The sequence below is a fragment of the Paenibacillus sp. P5_B5 genome, assembly GCF_056400365.1.
Window position 1 is genome coordinate 194,830 of the sequence record NZ_JBFULK010000002.1, and the last position, 18,601, is coordinate 213,430.

The window sequence follows — 18,601 nt, forward strand, 5'->3', positions numbered from 1 at the left end:
CTCATGAAAGGCAGAATTACACTAGCCCATGGAGACGGCGGCGAGCTTGCGCATCGCTTGATCCAGGATATCTTTTTAACTGCTTTTGGGAGTGGCTCCGCACCGCTGATGGATGCTTCCATTCAAAGCATGTCCGCCCCTAAGCTTGCAATGACAACCGATAGTTTTGTGGTGAAGCCTATCTTCTTCCCTGGCGGCAATATCGGTAAGCTATCAGTTGCAGGAACGGTGAACGACTTGATCGTGAGCGGAGCAAGGCCTTTATATTTGACTTGCGGTTTTATTATTGAAGAAGGGTTTTCTCTGAAGGATTTGAAAATCATTGTGCAATCGATGGCTGAGGAAGCGGCAAAGTCGCAAGTTAAGATTATTGCTGGAGATACGAAGGTCGTGGAGCGGGGTGCATGTGATGGTATTTTCATCAATACCACAGGTATTGGCGCTGTCTATGAGGATGGGCAGCCGTCGCCAGATGACATGAAGGAAGGAGACAGCGTGATCGTCACGGGAAGCATAGGCGATCATGGTATCTCTATTCTCACAGCGAGGAATGAGCTGGGCTTGCGGACGGAAGTACTGTCCGACTGTGCTTCTCTGAGTGGCATGCTGGGAGACGCGCTGAGCGGCACGAAGGGTATCCGCATCATGAGGGATCCTACTCGTGGCGGCTTGGCGACTTCGCTGGTGGAGATTTGTGAGGATTTCAAAGTGACAATTGAATTGGACGAAGAGGAAATCCCTGTGCGTCCGGAAGTTCAAGGGGCTTGCGAGCTGCTAGGCTTTGAGCCGATCTATCTAGCTAATGAGGGAAAAGCGATCATTATCGTAGGCAAGGAAGAGGAAGCTCAATTGTTGGAACTGCTCCGTCGTCATCCCGAAGGAGTGAATGCGGCAGTCATTGGGCGTGTGACAGACACACGCAAGGGTCAGCTGCAACTAAGAACCGTATTTGGTTCAGCCCGGAGGCTGAATCGGTTATCGGGCATGCTGTTGCCGAGAATTTGTTAATCATCAATTAAGCCAATGCGGCTCGTTAGAGCGCAGCGTTGGCTTTTTTATTTACAGATATCTCGAAAGGGTTGTTAGCACAATTCAGTTATAATTAGGCTGCCTACTAAATAATACGCAGAATAACTCTTGAAGTGTACATACGTCACATGAAGGTTTGGTTTTTTTGTTTATAATACAAGATATTGACAAATATTATAGGCAGTTCCAATACAATTGTCGTATTTAGTGGAATCATTGCTGGATATCCAATATACTTGTCAGGGAACTTTCAATAACGAATGGAGGACATGAAATAATGTCTAATTTACCAAATTGCCCAAAATGTAATTCAGAATATACTTATGAAGATGGAGCGCTTTTGGTTTGCCCAGAATGTGGCCATGAGTGGGCTCTAGAATCAGATACCGACAATGGTGAAGATAACAAGGTTGTCAAAGATGCCAATGGGAATGTTTTAAACGATGGTGATACTGTAACAGTGATCAAAGATCTCAAAGTAAAAGGAAGCTCATCGACGCTGAAAATAGGTACAAAAGTAAAAAATATACGTTTGGTTGATGGAGATCATGATATTGATTGTAAAATTGATGGTTTTGGCGCTATGAAATTAAAATCGGAATTTGTTAAAAAGGTTTAAATGCGGTTTTAGTTGGGCAAAACCCAATACCTTCTATAATCAACATGTATGGATTAAGCTAGGCATTATGGCTAGCTTTTTTACTTATCCAGAATTAATTATCTGATTATTTAAATTACTAATTTGTTTGATTATAGTAAGATATAGACGACTATATATCGACAATAAGGAATGAAATAGATGAAATTTAAATATGAAACAACAAGGAATCTTGTTTTTTATACAATATTGCTAATCGTGGTTGTTTCGGCGGCAGTGATTTGGAACAGTTCTCATGAGAATATGGCATTTGATAGTGAAGCTGTTTATGAAATGAATGAGGGCTGGCAATACAGGGATAAGGATGGAACCGTAAGGACAGCTAATTTACCTACCGTGTTAGAAGCAGGTACCAATCAAAGTGTATCTATTTCTTATCAATTGCCGGATATAGACGGACTTAGGACATTAAGTATACGTACAAGCCTACAAAGCATTCAGGTTTATGTAGAGCGTGATTTGATTTATTCTTTTGGTATAGATGAAGAGAAAAGAATGTTTGGGCAGAACAGCGGCACGGCATGGAATATCATTGAACTCCCAGAGCATGCAGCGGGAAAACAAATCACCATCCAAATTACATCGCCCTATCAGTATATTGTTGGAATACTTCGCGAGGTATACGGGGGAACGAAATCCTCCATCCTCTTTCATATTATGAAACAACACGGAATTAGCTTACTGGCTGCAGGCATCATTCTTATCATTGGAGTCATACTGTTAGCTCTATATATCATCTTTAGAAAAGTCCTTGTTCGCGAAAAAGGAATCAAGTATTTGGGATGGTTCGCGATATTAATCGCGATCTGGTTGATTGGAGAAAGTAAGACGACGCAATTTTTCATTGGAAATCAGATGCTGGTTCTTTATATGAATTATGTAAGTCTGACGTTGTTTCCGATCCCCATTGTACAATATATTTGTTCGTTTCAAAACTTTAGATATAAGATACTGATGGAATGCTTCAATTGGATATTGTGTACCAATGCTATGGTGGTGATGCTACTACAGTTATTCAATGTGGTGGACTTCTTTTATACTGCTTTTGTGACTCATTTCTTACTTGTGAGTTGGTGTGTTGTGATTATGACGACGCTTATATTAGAACTGTTTAAGTATCATAATCATGAGGTCCGCTATTTCGCTATTTCGTTTGGAGGAATATGTGTTTCCTTCTTTTTGGAACTAATCTATTATTATTACTTAGGAGATGCTGCGATCGGGAAATTCTTCCTAGTGGGCATCCTATTCTTTATGCTGATTTTATCGGTACATGTGCTTAAAAAAGCGATACATATTATAGATCTCAGCAAACATGCAGATCATTATCGACGTTTGGCTAACACGGACTTGATGACGCATTGTAAGAATAGAACGGCTTATACGACCGATCTAAATGGTATTACGGATGGACAGGGAATGACCATTATTCTAGCCGATATAAATAATCTTAAGAAGATCAATGATATTCATGGACATCATTTGGGTGATGAGGCAATTATTAGCGCGGGTAAGTGCCTGCAGAAGGCGTTTCATCAGAACAGCACTTGTTATCGCATCGGTGGGGATGAATTTATTTGTATCCTGCATCATTGGGAGCAGTCAGCCGTGAAAGAAGGAATAGTAAGCTTTATTGAAGCATGTGAAGAAGAGAATGAACGCTTGGCTTTTGAATTCCAGGTAGCTGCTGGATATGCTATGTATGATGGTGACCAAGATGAACAGATTACCGATACGATCAAACGCGCGGATAAAAATATGTATTCTACAAAAGACGAAATGAAGGAATAGCCTGCTATAACTGATTTTAGTGTTGAGCCATAATTAGCTTGAATTAAGGAAGTAACCGAAAATATTTGGGGGATGAAGCATAATGACGAAATCGATCGTAGAAAAGCTGAAATTAGACAAGTACAAACAAGTAGCTATATTGAATGAACCTGAAGGAACAGATTATGTGGCAGAATTGACAGGCTATGATACTACGCTGAGCGATGGTGCGTATGATCTTATATTTGCTTTTGTGTTAGATATGGAATCATTAAAGGAACTGGTTAATCGTGTAATAGAACATCAACATCTGAATAAGAATGGCTATGTCTTTGCGGCGTACCCGAAAAAAGGAAACAAAGTTTACCCAACATTTATTCATCGGGATGACTTGCTAGGGGGTCTAGGCAGCGATGAGGATGGGTATATCGGGACAAGCAATATTAAATTTGCACGTATGGTAGGACTGGATGATGTCTTTACAGTTGTCGGGTTTAAAGAGGACGCTGCGGGTAAGAACAAGACTTCTTCCAAACCAAGTCAATGTGTAGATGATTATATTTCCCTCATTCCAAGTGTCGAGAAGGATTTGGAAGATGCGCCAGAGCTGCTAACCATTTACCAATCACTTACCCCTGGTTATCGCAAGGATTGGGCACGTTATGTCTATAGTGCTAAACAAGAGGAAACAAGAACCAAGCGTCGAGAAGAAATGAAGATGATTCTTCAGGCGGGTTATAAGAGTCGTGAGCTGTATCGCCAAGCTCAGACCTAGGGAGAACATAGGGTTAATGCAGGTTGTGAAGCTAAGTAAAAATGTTGACAACTGGATTATTTTAGCATAAGATAGCTGAAATTAGTTGAGTACATGCATATATTCTATTATTACTTAAAAGGAATACTGGGAGAGACGCTGAGAAACCCTGAACTCTGACAAGTGAAGGGTTTCTCAGTGTCTTTTTTATATGAATGTAGATAAAAATCCATATTAATAGTTTTATAATTTTGAAATATAAATATATTTTCTAATTAAATAAGTAAAGAAATAGTGGGGTAGAGCCGTGTCCAAAACCAAAAAAACAGTGTTCAAAGACAAGCTATTAGCAGCTCAGTGGGGCATAAGGCTTGCGTGGAAAATTGATAAGAAAATGTTTCTGATCTGGATGGTGCTTAGTATCGGTCTTGCTGTGTTACCTGCAGTGGCACTGGCATATAATCGAGACGTTATCGCGAATCTATCTGGATTTATCTCCTCGGGAACAGGTACATTCTCATCGGTGATACCTGATATTGTGGTGCTCGGAATTATTCTCACCGTGTCGGGACTTTCGACAAGACTGAATGACGACCTTTTGTACATGATGATGTATGATTCCTACTATTTGGGTCTGGAAGAGGTGATGATGGACAGCGCACAACGTGTTGATCTCACCGAGCTTGTGAAGAAAGAGGTCAACGATGACTACTACGCAGCTATTTCCCGCTGTGGCTCTCTCACCGACTTAACCAGTTCAGGTTGTGCACTTCTCGCGAGGCTCGCTTCTATCATTTCCCTTATGGTGGTGGCGTTCATCACTTCCAAATTCATATTCCTCATGACAGCGATCTATATTGTTGTGGTCATTTGCCTGAACTCCGCTTTCTCGAATAAGGCACGTGTGGTATGGAAAGAGCTGAGGGAAATGCTTCGCAAAGCGGACTATTTTGAGAAGCTTGCTCAGAACGGTGATACAGCCAAGGAAACGAGAATTTTTAATAGTGCGGAGCGAATTAAACAGGATTGGGAGAATGCTTATAACCAGATCGAGGGGAGTCAGGTGAGACGTGCTTATGGCATTGCTCAGCTAACCTTTTTCAGCAAAATAGGCTTCTATGTATTTATGGTATTGATGATCCTGTATTCCCTGTTTCAAGTATCTAATGGCAAGATGGGCCCTGATGTCCTTCTAATGATTTATATTCTTTGCACCAGTATTGCTGATGCGGTTTCGACTATACCCAAAAGCTATCAACAGCTGGATTATGGTCTCTATGGCCTCGACATTCAGCGACGTTTCTTTGAAAATACTCCGGTGGTAGATCCCGAAGAGGAAGAACATAAGGCAAATACGGCACTTGATGAGGAAATTTGCTTTGAAGTGAACCGTATGTCTTTTGCCTACAACAAAGAAAAGCCTATTCTTAAGGATCTTAGTTTTAAAATTAAGCGTGGAGAAACCGTAGCATTAGTTGGCAGTAACGGCTGCGGCAAAACGACTCTCGTTAAAATTCTGCTAGGCTTATATGTTCCGACTGAGGGAGAAGTGAAATTTGGGGGCAGGCCCTATTCGGATTACAGCAAGGCGTATATGAATGAGAAAATGGGTGCTTTTTTTCAAGATTTTTACTTATTCCATCTGACGCTTGGAGAGAACGTGGGCATCGGGAATGTGAAAGAAATCGAGAACGAAACGATGATTCTAGATGCTATTCATAAGGGTGGAGCAAGTAAAGTGTTCCAGAAGCTGAAGCAAGGGATGAACCACCTTCTCGGTAAGCAAGTTTATAAGGACGGTGCTGTGCTGTCTGGTGGAGAGGGACAACGTGTGGCTGTTTCTCGGGCTCATATGAGCGACAAGGAAGTTATGATATTTGATGAACCAGCTTCAATGCTAGATCCGATCGCAGAGATGGAGCAGTTCTTTCACATCAAGCAAAAATTAGGGGGAAGGACTTCTATTCTAGTTTCCCACCGTATTGGTTTCGCTCGTTTGGCAGACCGTATTCTGGTGATAGATGGCGGTAGAATTGTTGAGGACGGTGCTCATGAAGAGTTAATGAAAAAGGGAGGCGTTTATGCTAACTTTTTTCACGAGCAGGCGCAATGGTACGATCAGGAGATTAGTGACAAGGTAAAGACTAGTGGATAAATCTCAACTTGTTAGACGAGGAGGTGAGGTGAATGGAACAAAAGGAGCTTAATGAAAAGCTTGGTACCCGTGTGGTTCTAAGCGTTGCGTGGAAGGCTTTACAAGTAAGCTATCGTACCAAAAGTAAATTATCTCTATTCGTAAATCTATTAGGTTTTGCTGTAGCCTTTGTGCCTGTGTGGATTTCAATCACGTTAAGACAGTTTACAGACCAAGTGCAATTGATGTCTCAGGGGCAGGAAAAGCTAATGAATGCGCTCCTTATCTTTCTTCTCCTTATCGTGCTTTATGTGATACAGGCAGGTTACACGTTTGCTCATGACTATTATGCAGAGGTGGATCGGCAGCGTACGACTAAGTATATCAAGAAGACCGTTATTGATTGTGCGAGTCGAGTGGAATACAAGTACATCGAGAATGAAGGTGATTTTCGCGAAAAGCTGGAATTTGCTAAGATGTTCGGAGGCGCACAGGTGGCGCAGAGTATGCAGCAGACCATTGTAGTACTCCAGCAACTGATTACTTTTGTCAGTATTATTACAGTGTTACTGGATATTAGTGTGTGGATTGTCGTCATCCTGCTCGTAACTTGCATTCCCGCTGTTGTACTCTCGATTCTGCAAAAAGATGAGGATGACAAAAACAAGACCAAGAACATGAAAGATGGTGCCATGTCCGTACATTTATTTTATATGGCATCGGGTGCGAATGAAAATTGTAAGTCTATGAATGATGTTAGATTTAATGGGATCTATCCGTGGATTAAGGAGCGGTGGCGTACCGTATCTTTACGTTACCTAGAGAAAAAGAACAGCTTAACTCGCAAGCATGTCCTCTATAATTCAATTGCGGATATTCTACGTAACTGCGTGTATATTGGAATCCTACTGCTAGTTGCTAAGGAGATTTATGATAACCCCGCTATAGGGCTAGGAATCTTTATGCTAGTGTCTACTCTCGCTGTACAGCTGCAAACCGCTACGACTAAAGTATTTGTGGGTGCGGCACGATTCTTTGGTAATATTAAATTCATGCATGATTTTTTTCAACTGGAAGCTACGCCAAAAGAAAAATTAGAAGATAACCCGCAGGTACTAGAACGCGCAGATATTGTGTTTGACGATGTGAGCTTCACCTATCCTTATTCGGCCACACAGGCGTTAAAAAACTTGAATATAACCATCAGGCAAGGTGAAAAAATAGCAATTGTTGGCGAAAATGGTTCAGGAAAATCAACTTTTGCTAATCTCCTATGCGGCATGCATCAGCCTACCTCAGGCGAGATTACAGTCAGTGGATTGAATATTAAGGATCATCTGTTGACTGTACGTAATGCCATCTCTGTCGTGTTTCAAAATTTCGGGAGATACGAGACTTCTTTACGTGGTAATATCACCATTGCGGATAAGGACCGCCATGTAACAGACGAGGAACTCATGCTGCTCACTAAAAAGACGGACGCCTATACTTTCATTCAGACACAGCCTAACAGTTTGGATGAATTGGTTGGTAGCTTTAGTGAGAGTGGCAATAATCTATCTGGTGGGCAGTGGCAGAAGGTTGCCATCACTCGCGCGATGTATCGTGACAAGGCGAGAATCATGGTGCTAGACGAACCTACGTCTGCGCTTGATCCTGTTGCTGAGGCGCAGCTATATCGCGATTTTGCCCAGATTACAGGTGACAAAACCACCATCTTAATTTCCCATCGTTTGGGTATTACCTCAATCGTAGATCGAATATTAGTGTTCGCAGACGGAAGAATCATCGAAGAAGGCAATCATGAAGAACTATTGGCCAAAGGCGGTCAATATGCCGCAATGTATCGTGCCCAGGCGCAATGGTATAATTCCATATGAAGCATGGAATGCAAAACCCTTTGAATTTTTAGCTAGATTAGAGTAGTCAGGGAAAATCTACTGCTAGTATCCTATAGATCAACATATAAAAGGCTATCAAGCGATAGCCTTTTATATGTTATAACTCCAAAAATATACTTCTCGTAATCTATTCTTATATGAAAATTACGTCTCTTCTTGAAAATACTAAACAAGACAATGAATTAACTGCAAAGCTCACCAGGATGTAACTTAGGTCATAGATTTATGTGCCATCGGTGTTAAATTGAATCTAACTGGTTATTTATAGGAGGTGGATTGTTAATGAAACAACGAATGTATTTTGTGCTCCTAATATTAAGCTGTGTCATGTTGTTTAGTTCATGTGGAAAAAGTAGTTATATGACCTATAAGTCATTTGGAAATCAAACCAATACGTCTTGGGATATGTCGTACGAAAAATTCAATGGGAGCAAAGCTAAAACAGTCACTCTTAAAGAAGGACAGAAGTGCGATTTTTTAATTAATATCGTTTCTGATGCTGGAGAGTTGGATTTTTCTATAGTAGATGATCAGGGTATATCCTACTATACAGGAAGCGATATTCCTACATCTAACTTTACGATTTCAGTAGACAAAGGCGGTAAGTACGAAATGAAATTTGAGGCTAAGAAGCATAAGGGTAGTTTTTCTGTTTCTTGGAAAATTTCAGATTTGAGTTAATTACAGAGGAGGAGCACTGTTGTTCATCATAGCTGGTTTAATCGTTTGGTGTCTTTTTTATGGAAGCTATTTCTTGAAAATGTTGATGCAAAAAAAGAAGGGTATATCTACAGATCGAATGGGTAAGGGTCAAAAGGACAAGAGGACATTTTTAATAGAAGTTATTTTAAAAACAATGACCTATTTATTAGCTGCTGCACAATTGATCAGCATCGTATTTGATACCCATGTATACTCCAATCCTTTTGTTCGCTTTGCAGGTATTGGCATTTCATTAGCAGGGACAATTGTATTCATCATTGCAATGGGAACAATGAAAAGCAGTTGGCGAGCAGGAGTAGATGAAACTCAGAACACAAGCATGGTTACAACGGGAATCTATCAGTATAGTCGTAATCCGGCGTTTTTAGGATTTGATTTGCTATACATAGGCATAGCTATAGCATTTGCTAATATTGCTCTTGTACTAATCTCTTTGATTGCGGTGGTTATCCTTCATTTTCAGATACTGGAGGAAGAAAAATTTTTAGCCAGGGTATTTGGGAATGAGTATTTGGATTATAAAAAGAAAGCAGGACGCTATATCGGTTAATCGGTTAGCGATAGCAAAACAGCCCCTCCTCGTGTAAATCACAAGCAGGGGCTGTTTACTTATTTCACTTTAAATTGAGAAGCGGATTGCGCAAGCTCCTTCGTCAGATTGTCGATCGATTCGATCATCCCCGCCAGTTGCTGAACCATCGCGGATTGCTCTTGAACTGTAGCAGTAACTTCCTCTATTGAAGCCGAGACCTCTTCTCCAGAAGCAGATAAGCTCTGTGCGGACTCCAGCACCTCTTCTTTATCTTTTTCAATGCTTGCCACTTCGGCAGCCATCGACTTGATTTGCTCGGTGATGTCCATAATATGATCGTGAATCACTTGGTACGCCTGCTGTGTTTTCCCTACATGTTTATCCTGAATGGCGGCGATAGCCTGGATTTCGCTAACACTTTTGTTGTTCTCATCGACATGTTTGAGTGTCTGTTGAATGATCGCGTTAATTTCACTTGACTGCTTGGAGCTTTGTTCGGCAAGCTTACGAATTTCACCTGCTACCACGCTGAATCCCCGTCCATGTTCGCCTGCTCTTGCTGCTTCAATCGAGGCATTTAACGCAAGAAGATTGGTCTGGTTGGCAATATTTGAGATCGCTCCTGTAATCGCACGGATATGATTGGAACTTTCCGCCAGGAACCCGGTTATCGAAGATATTTTTTGAACTTCTTGCTCGTTTTGGTTGTTAATTTCAATCAGATTGTCAATCACTTCATTATTACTGTGGAAGATTTCAATAATCGTTTGAGAGCGTTCATGAACCATTTGAGTTCGGCTGTTGATGTGGTCAATTTTATCACCCAAACCAATAAACTTGCCTACAATGTGTTCCGTATCGTTCGATTGGGACTCCATTGCTTTGGCAATTTCTCCGGCAGTTACCGATGTTTCCTGAATAGAAAGGGCGGTGCTTTTCGATGACTGCTCTAATTGATGCGTACTGTTGTTCAACACATCGATAGAATTATTCATATGTTGGATTAGTGCTTTGTTCTGCCCAACCATAACATTAAAGCTGTCAGCCAAGTGCTTGAACTCGCTTTCGTATTTCCCGTCCGCCATTACAGTCAGATCTCCGGAAGACAACTTCTTGAATAGGTTTGTAATTTTAATAATTGGAGATGTAACGATTCTGGAAAGTATGATGCCGACGCCAATCGCTATCGCAATAGCAATCAATGTAGCGATCATCATATTATTTAATAAAGTGTCCAGTGGTTTCTTTATATCTTGATAGCTATCCTCAACGACAACTGTCCAATCTGCCACCGGTATTTTTGAATAACGGATATATTTATCTGGGTGCTCGACTTCTCCCTGCAAGATTTCGTCTGTCGCCTTCTCCTGCATAATTCCCGCAAGTTCCGGAGCACCCGTTGGCTTTCCGATCTGAGTTGAATCTAAGGAATGGTATACGGTGGTACCCGATCGACTGAGAATTGTGATAACTCCTTCATCGTTAATTTTAATATTCTGTAGCATATTGATAAAGGATTTCGTATTTATCGTACTGCTGTATACTCCCAATACATTACCGGAATCGTCTTTAATCGGCTCAGCCAATACGACTACTTGAGAGCTCGTACTTCTGGATTCCAGTACATCACTAACAAAAAAACGGTTTTGCATGCCTTCCTTGAAATAAACCCGATCAGAACGATCGGTGCCGACCGCATCCGGGTTACTGCTTGCTACAATCGTCCCCTTGGCATCAATTAACGATAAGGATTCCTTATCACCGGCTCCCGAGAGACTTTGCAAGAGGACGGCATTAGCTTTTATTTGCAATTTGTTCTGGGACGAGAAAAATTGTTGATCTGTCATGGAATTCTCGTTTCTTAATTGGAGAAGTTCCTTAAATGTGTTATGAACGGATCCGAGGTAAGTCGTTTGTTTTTCTAATTGCATCAAAGAAAACAGATTTTCTCCGATACGATCGGCGTTCGCCTGCATTTCATCCTTGCTCTTATCAAGGAGCAAACTTGAACCAAATTGGTACATAAATATGCTTGTGACGATTAATATGCACGTAACCAATAGACTGATTAGCATCGGCAGCTTGTAACGCAAAGACATTTGGGAATAAAGTTTGAGCGGATTTTTTACTTTTGATGGCATCATGATGTCTCCTCTTTTTTAAGGCGGTTTAATTATGTCAGATCAATTATAACTAAACCCTCGCCGCAAGCAAGACGCAATTCAGTTTGACACTGATTTGTCATATATATGGAGCATCATATAAATATTTTCCAGTGCTACGAGAGATAAATAATGCAACGCTAAAACGAGATAAAAATTATTTTCTAAATTTACGTTAAAATAGAAAATCATTTTCTGAAAGCATTTACATTATTCTGGTTTTCTGTTAATCTACATACAAGAAATCATCATACATCATTACCAGAAGGAGTGAAGATGGATATGGAGAGTATGCAAAGGTACGACGTTGTCATAATGGGCGGAGGTATTTCCGGGGCGATGGCAGCGGTTGCGGCATCGAGCTTAGGGGCGAGGACGTTGATTGTTGAATCCCACGGTTTCCTAGGTGGGACGCTTACTGCGAACGGCGTCGGTCCGATGATGACTTTTCATGCGGGTGAAAAGCTGGCAATACAGGGTTATACAAATCAGTTGATTGAGCGTTTGAAGAAGCTGGGTAAATCACCAGGACATATTTTTGATACAGTCGGATTTACATATTCGGTAACGCCATTTGATGCTGAGGCTATGAAACACGAACTTGAACTGATGGTGACCGAGAGTGGTGGAGAGATTTTGTACCACACGATGCTAGCAGGTGTGAAGACAGAGAATGGTCGGATTGTTAGCATAACGGTATGTAACAAGTCAGGGTTGAGTGAAATTCAAGGATCCGTGTTTATCGACGGTACAGGTGATGGAGACTTATCTGTTGGAGCAGGTGCGGAGTTTACGAAGGGCAGAGAGTCCGATGGAGCGATGCAACCGATGACTTTGAAGATGAAAATGTACAATGTGGACATTCCGAAGGTTAAGGAATACATTCATAGTCATCCAGATGATTTCCCACTGTACAAAGGAGATACATCGATCATTGAGAAAGCACCGAGACTATCGGTTGGCGGGTTTGACAGCCTGTTCAAGGAAGCTAAGGCGAAAGGTGAAATATCTATTCCTAGAGAAAATATTCTTTTCTTCGAGACGAATAATCCAGGTGAAGTCATCATGAATACGACCCGTATATTGGGTCATGATGCAACGGATGCACTGAGTCTGAGCCGAGCGGAAATGGTAGGGCGCAAACAATGCCGGGAGCTTGAGCTGTTTGTTCGTAAATATATTCCAGGCTTTGAGAACGCTATTGTGGAGTCGACTGGTCCGAGTATCGGAGTCCGCAGCTCTCGGCAGATTAAGGGAATGTACACGTTGACAGTCGAAGATCTGATGGAGCAACGGTTGTTCGAAGATACCATAGCACATTCTGGCTACCCTGTTGATATTCATAGTCCAGATGGGGAAGGGACGAAGCACCAGAAGCTAGAGTGGGGCGGAATGTACAGCATTCCTTACTCCTGCATGATAACAGAATCCGTAAGGAACCTAATCGTAATCGGACGCTGTATTTCAACTACATTTGAAGCGCAGTCTGCAATGAGAACAACACCGACAACAGGTGCTATCGGCCAAGCTGGGGGTGTAGCAGCAGCGATTTCTGCCAAGCGTGGTATTGATGTACAGGATGTCAATATCAAGGAAGTGCAGCAGAGTCTTAAAGAGCAGGGTGCTTATCTGGAAATATAGTGAAACTTATTTTAAGCTGTAACCATATCGAGAGGGGAAATTAAATTGACAACAGTAATGTGGTTTCAAGCCATCGGTATTTTACTCGTCTTCCTAATCTTTGTTGGATTGATGATGACTCGGAAACTTCCAACGATTCTGGCTTTACCTTTAATGGCTATATTGTTTGCGATTATTGCGGGTGTTCCCTTTATTTCAAAAGATCCGAAAACAGTTACAATAGCCAAAACAATTTTGTCCGACGGCTCTATGAGATTGTCTGGTGCGATTGCAGGCCTCATATTTGGTGCTTGGTTCGGACAGATTTTGAACAAAGTGGGTATTACCAAATCCATTATTCGAAAAGCAGCTGAACTTGCCGGTGACAAACCAATTCTGATCGGTCTTCTGTTCTTTGCGACCGCATCCGTTATTTTCTCCGCAGCAGGTGGACTGGGTATGGTCATTCTCGTTGGTACGATTGTTATTCCGATCATGCTTACCGCAGGTATTTCTCAGTTTGTCGCTTCAATTGTAGTTCTTTCGGCTGTCGGGGTGGGGGCATTGTTTAACGTCTCAAACTGGGCTGTGTATAAGGACGTTCTTGGTCTCTCTGTTGCAGAGATTGCGGATTACACACTCGTAGCAGCCTTGCCTCTTATCATTATTGCGATAGCGATGATTGTTTTCTACATTAAAAGGGACGGCAAAGGCCGCAAGGCATGGGCTATGCCAAACGCTACTGGTGGAGAAGGAAAGAAAGTTCCGACCATCGCATTGATCAGCCCGATTGTACCGGTTGTTCTCGTATTTGCCTTTAAGCTCGATATCGTACCGGCGGTTATTATCGGTGCTCTGGTAACCATTTTACTTACACTACCTAAACGTCCAATTCACATTCTGTCCAGCGCTTTAGTGGAAGGGATTCAGGACGTAGCAGGTGCGATGGCACTGATGATCGGTATCGGTATTCTCCTGAACTCAGTTATGGCACCGCAGGTGTCGGCGATCATTTCGCCTCTGATTGAAGCGGTTCTGCCGACGAGCCCGATCGCGTACATTATCTTCTTTACTCTGTTATCACCACTGGCTATTTATCGTGGACCCCTGAACGTATGGGGACTTGGAAGTGGTATTGCTGCTTTGTTTGTAACAGCTGGTATGACTCCAATTGCTGCGATGCTGGCATTACGTGTAGTAAGTAATGTGCAGGCTGTCTCTGACCCAACGAACTCGCATAACGTTTGGGTTGCAGACTTTACGAAGAGTGACATTAATGAAATTTTGAAAAAGACACTTCCTTGGATGATGGTTTCAGTACTTATATCGATGCTGATCGGAGCATTCATGGTCTTTTAAATCCAGCACATAAACTCGGGCGGGGTATTGCATAGTATGTGCGAACCCCGCTTTTTACTTCAGGAGGGAAATTATGGAGAGAAAAAAGGTAAGGGTAGGTATTGATGTCGGCGGCACGTTTACAGACGCAGCTGTTATTGATAATGAAACTTATGAAGTTATAGAGAAAATGAAAATTCCGACCACTCATCACGATGAAGACGGCGTGGCAAAAGGGATCGTACAGATATTAAATAAAATTTTGGCAAGCAGAGGAATCCTGCCAGAAGATGTAACATTTATCGCTCACGGAACAACGCAAGCAACGAATGCGTTGCTGGAAGGGGATGTTGCATCCGTTGGTATTATTGGAATGGGATCAGGTCTTGATGGCCTCAGCGCCCGTTCGGAATCCAATCCAGGTGATATCGAACTCGCCCCAGGGAAGTATTTGAAGACATTTCATACGTATCTGGACTCTAAGCAATTAGCGGATGACCAGATCGAAGCAGCAATTGATGATCTTGTAAAGCAGGGAGCGGAAGTAATTGTCGCTTCTGAGGCTTACAGTGTAGACGACCCTAGGAACGAGCTGCGCGTTGTGGAAATTGCCAACCGCAAAGGGATTTTTGCCACCGGTGGACACGAAATTTCTCAGCTTTACGGGCTGAAGACTCGAACAAGAACAGCAGTCATCAACGCTTCGCTCATACCGAAAATGATGGAGACAGCAAATATGACGGAGAAATCTGTCAAAAACGCCAACATCAAATCACAGCTCATGATTATGCGTTGTGACGGCGGGGTTATGAGCATCGATGAGGTACGCAAGAGACCTATTCTGACGATGTTGTCTGGGCTGGCAGCTGGAGTGGCTGGTGCGCTTATGTACGAAAAAATATCAGATGGAATTTTCTTTGAAGTCGGCGGTACGAGTGTTGATATTTCCGTTATCAAAAACGGTAAAGTCATGATCAAAAACGCCGAAGTTGGTGGTCACCGTACATACCTTCAGTCGCTTGATGTACGTACGCTTGGTATAGCCGGGGGGAGTATGATCAAGGTAGCTGGCGGCAAGATTACCGATGTCGGTCCACGAAGCGCGCATATTGCAGGCAAGGCTTATGAGGCATTTGCGAAGAGTGAGGATATTATCAATCCTAAAGTGAAGTTTGTCAGTCCACGCCAGGGTGACCCGGCAGAATACATTATTCTTGAAAGCGGAAATGGCAAGGAATACTCTTATACCTTAGCTGGCGCAGCTAATATTCTCGGCTATATTCCTGAAGGCGATTATGCACAAGGGAATAAAGAAGCAGCGATAAAAGCTTGGGAAGCGCTCGCTACCCATGTCGGACTGAGTGTGGAAGAGGCTGCCAGACAGGTTATGAACATTGCAATCGATAAAACGATGAAGACGGTTAATGAAATGATTGAGGACTATGAATTGGATCGATCGTTTGTTACGCTGGTAGGCGGTGGAGGCAGCGGTGCGGTTCTCGTTCCAGCGATGGCAGAGCGGGAGAAAATGAAGAGCCAAATTGCAAACAACGCTCCGTACGTATCTACGATCGGCGTTGCACTAGCAATGGTGAAGGAACAGATGGAACGGACTGTTGTGAATCCAACGGAAGAAGAAATTAAGCGGATTCGGTCCGAAATTGTGGAGCGTATCGTTAAATCGGGGGCAAGTGAAGCTACGGTTGAGGTTACGATCGAGATTGATAGCCAAAAAAATATATTGCGTGCTATCGCAACAGGTTCAACCGAGCTCCGTTCGAAAGATTTAGGGAAACAATCGATGTCAGATACTGAGTTGACGGCCGTCGCAGCCGAATCCGTTGATCAGCCGCCCGAATCGATGAAGCTTATGGCGAGAAGCGGACGCTGGAGTCTTTTTGCAAGTGAGAATGTGAAGAAGTCGTTCTTCGGATTGATTAAGAAGAAGTCCAATGCGGTAAGTGTTCTCGACCGGGAAGGCGTTGTGCGGTTCAAGAAGGCCAATGTGCAGTATACAATGCTTACCAAGTCTCAGTCCCAGACTGCACTTGGTGAGTTTTTGGATGATAACACGATATACTCGGATGCGAATGCAACGATTCCAAAGGTGTTTGTATTCTATAAGGAAAAAATGCTGGATTTGACAGGAATGCAGACCAAAGAGCAACTCATGTCGATCCTGGAGATCGAGACAGAAATGCTGGATGGGGCAGATGAAATGATCGTAATTGCTTATCAGTAAGAAGGAGGGGAGTGAGATGGATCGAGAAGTAATGCAGTCTCTTTCTGACGAGATAATGGCATGTGCAGAGCTGGAGCAGGATCCTCTTTTTCATAAAATACCAAAGGATAAGATACCGTATTATGTATCCATGTCGCTTGCCAGAGGTAAAGAGGCAGCAACGCAGTATATCGGAAGGAATGTCCGGGAGATCATTCAGGCCGAAGGGCTTCATTATGAAATAACGAACCGTTCAGGGACTTTCCATAAAGTATCGTTCCGAGCACAGATCGATTTTGCCAAGAAGACACCGGAAATTATTGTTTACTCTGCATCCTTGGCCGGGATGAAACAAACCTATCAGGAGCTGCTGAGCACGGATGATGATGGTACGGAGCTGGATCGACTAATCGATATCCATCTCGCGCACGAGTTTTATCACTACCTGGAATATCAATCAGGGAAATCCACAAATGAAGAGCTGGAGCCAATTGAGGTATTCAGACTGGGGCAATTTTTTGTAAAGCGCTCAAGTGTTGTAAAGACCAGTGAGATTGCGGCGCACGCTTTTTGCAAAGAAATAATAGGGCTTCCCTGCCTGCCGAATTTGCTTGATTATATCTATCTGATTCAAAATAATACGCTCTCCGAAGGACAATTCGAGCAGCAGGTGATCTCTTGGAAATCTTGGTTGTAACTGTAACTTTCTCAATACCTTACTCAGTGTGATATAATGGATCTAGTTTCCATAGGTAGATCAGTAGGAGGTATGCATGTCTTCACAGGTTCCAGCTGTCATAGCAAAAATTTTATCGCAAACACAAAAATTAACATATGGGGAAAATCAAATTGCTAACTTTGTCATCCACAACCCTGAATTTATTACACGCAATACCATTACCTCCATTGCAAATGAGATTGGTGTATCGGAGACAAGCATCAATCGCTTTTGTAAAAAGGTAGGGTTTAAGGGGTTTAATGATTTCAAAATTGCTTTTGCCCAGGAAGCATTCTACCGGGATATGCAGGCGAAGAAAAAAGAGAGACGGGAGATTAACGTGATTGATGCCCTGGCTCTGGATTATAATGAACTGATCATCAACACATCCGCGCTCATAACAGAAGAACAGCTTAATAAAGTGGTAGAGCTGTTAAAAGATGCGCAGAGGATTTTTTTGGTCGGCCTGTTTGATTCCTTTTTGGCGGCTATTGCTTTAAAGAACCGCCTGGCGATTATTGGAATTATATCCGAAGCTATTAGCGATAGCAGAGCTATGAAGATTGCTGCTTCTCAGTGTAATTCAAATGATGTGATGATTGGGTTTTCACGTTCAGGATCAACGAAGGAGATTGTCGACGCCATATCTATCGCCCAGGTCAATCAGGCTAAGACGATTGCAATTACATGTTACGATTCGTCGCCGATTACGGAGAATGCAGTCGTCGACATTATTGTGCCGGATAAGATCTCGGTCAGTAACAGTGCGCTAATGTCCAACCATATCACGTTCCTGTTTGTTGTGGATCTGATTATGAATATATTTATTTCCTCAGACAAGAAGTATTTGAAGAGGAAGCTGGATAGCGAAGCGATTCTTGTGAGCGACCAATCGATTACGAATTATTTCTTATAAATTGTGTAAGGTGCTCTCCATGCCAGGCCATCTTGATGCCGGTCGGGGAGCACCTTTTATACGTTTGGTAGTATTTATGTCACTTGACTTGTATCAAAAATAAATAAATCGGAGGGTATAAGAGC

At 42.4% G+C, this 18,601-nt stretch carries 14 protein-coding genes; 13 read left to right on the forward strand and 1 reads right to left on the reverse strand.

Annotated features, from left to right (window positions below; genetic code table 11):
• Positions 1-3: 3 nt before the first annotated feature.
• The 8 genes from hypE (at position 4) to AC1DOK_RS03570 (ending at position 9,519) form a co-directional block, all read left to right on the forward strand.
• The gene (gene hypE, locus AC1DOK_RS03535) at positions 4-1,008 is read left to right on the forward strand and encodes a hydrogenase expression/formation protein HypE (protein ID WP_477552847.1); all 1,005 of its coding nucleotides are present in this window, start codon (positions 4-6) and stop codon (positions 1,006-1,008) included.
• 298 nt (positions 1,009-1,306) lie between these two features.
• A complete protein-coding gene (locus AC1DOK_RS03540; protein ID WP_477552848.1) occupies positions 1,307-1,648 on the forward strand; it encodes a zinc ribbon domain-containing protein YjdM in 342 nt (113 codons plus the stop codon).
• Between the two features lie 180 nt (positions 1,649-1,828).
• Positions 1,829-3,478: a GGDEF domain-containing protein gene (locus AC1DOK_RS03545; RefSeq protein ID WP_477552849.1), complete on the forward strand. Its 1,650-nt coding sequence runs from the start codon at positions 1,829-1,831 to the stop codon at positions 3,476-3,478.
• A gap of 82 nt (positions 3,479-3,560) precedes the next feature.
• Entirely contained in the window at positions 3,561-4,232 is a 672-nt protein-coding gene (locus tag AC1DOK_RS03550) for a YdeI/OmpD-associated family protein (protein WP_477552850.1), read from the forward strand.
• Between the two features lie 286 nt (positions 4,233-4,518).
• Complete coding sequence (locus AC1DOK_RS03555; protein WP_477552851.1) at positions 4,519-6,366, forward strand: ABC transporter ATP-binding protein; 1,848 nt, start codon at positions 4,519-4,521, stop codon at positions 6,364-6,366.
• 32 nt (positions 6,367-6,398) lie between these two features.
• The gene (locus AC1DOK_RS03560) at positions 6,399-8,225 is read left to right on the forward strand and encodes an ABC transporter ATP-binding protein (RefSeq protein ID WP_477552852.1); all 1,827 of its coding nucleotides are present in this window, start codon (positions 6,399-6,401) and stop codon (positions 8,223-8,225) included.
• 303 nt (positions 8,226-8,528) lie between these two features.
• Entirely contained in the window at positions 8,529-8,927 is a 399-nt protein-coding gene (locus tag AC1DOK_RS03565; protein ID WP_477552853.1) for a hypothetical protein, read from the forward strand.
• A 19-nt stretch (positions 8,928-8,946) separates the two neighbouring features.
• Positions 8,947-9,519 (forward strand): methyltransferase family protein, encoded by a 573-nt coding sequence (locus tag AC1DOK_RS03570; protein ID WP_477552854.1) that lies wholly within the window; start codon positions 8,947-8,949, stop codon positions 9,517-9,519.
• A 59-nt stretch (positions 9,520-9,578) separates the two neighbouring features.
• Here the strand turns inward: AC1DOK_RS03570 and AC1DOK_RS03575 are convergent, their stop codons facing one another.
• Positions 9,579-11,642 (reverse strand): methyl-accepting chemotaxis protein, encoded by a 2,064-nt coding sequence (locus AC1DOK_RS03575; RefSeq protein WP_477552855.1) that lies wholly within the window; start codon positions 11,640-11,642, stop codon positions 9,579-9,581.
• A gap of 303 nt (positions 11,643-11,945) precedes the next feature.
• Here AC1DOK_RS03575 and AC1DOK_RS03580 point away from each other — a divergent pair, with 303 nt between their 5' ends.
• The 5 genes from AC1DOK_RS03580 to AC1DOK_RS03600 all read left to right on the forward strand — a co-directional run bounded on the left by AC1DOK_RS03580 (position 11,946) and on the right by AC1DOK_RS03600 (position 18,476).
• The gene (locus tag AC1DOK_RS03580; RefSeq protein ID WP_477552856.1) at positions 11,946-13,304 is read left to right on the forward strand and encodes an FAD-dependent oxidoreductase; all 1,359 of its coding nucleotides are present in this window, start codon (positions 11,946-11,948) and stop codon (positions 13,302-13,304) included.
• 45 nt (positions 13,305-13,349) lie between these two features.
• Positions 13,350-14,642, forward strand: coding sequence for a citrate transporter (locus tag AC1DOK_RS03585; protein ID WP_477552857.1), 1,293 nt, complete (start codon positions 13,350-13,352; stop codon positions 14,640-14,642).
• 73 nt (positions 14,643-14,715) lie between these two features.
• Positions 14,716-16,863, forward strand: a complete 2,148-nt coding sequence (locus tag AC1DOK_RS03590) for a hydantoinase/oxoprolinase family protein (RefSeq protein WP_477552858.1) — start codon at positions 14,716-14,718, stop codon at positions 16,861-16,863.
• Positions 16,864-16,879: 16 nt separating this feature from the next.
• Entirely contained in the window at positions 16,880-17,539 is a 660-nt protein-coding gene (locus tag AC1DOK_RS03595) for a hypothetical protein (RefSeq protein ID WP_477552859.1), read from the forward strand.
• 76 nt (positions 17,540-17,615) lie between these two features.
• Entirely contained in the window at positions 17,616-18,476 is an 861-nt protein-coding gene (locus tag AC1DOK_RS03600; RefSeq protein ID WP_477552860.1) for a MurR/RpiR family transcriptional regulator, read from the forward strand.
• Positions 18,477-18,601 lie beyond the last annotated feature (125 nt).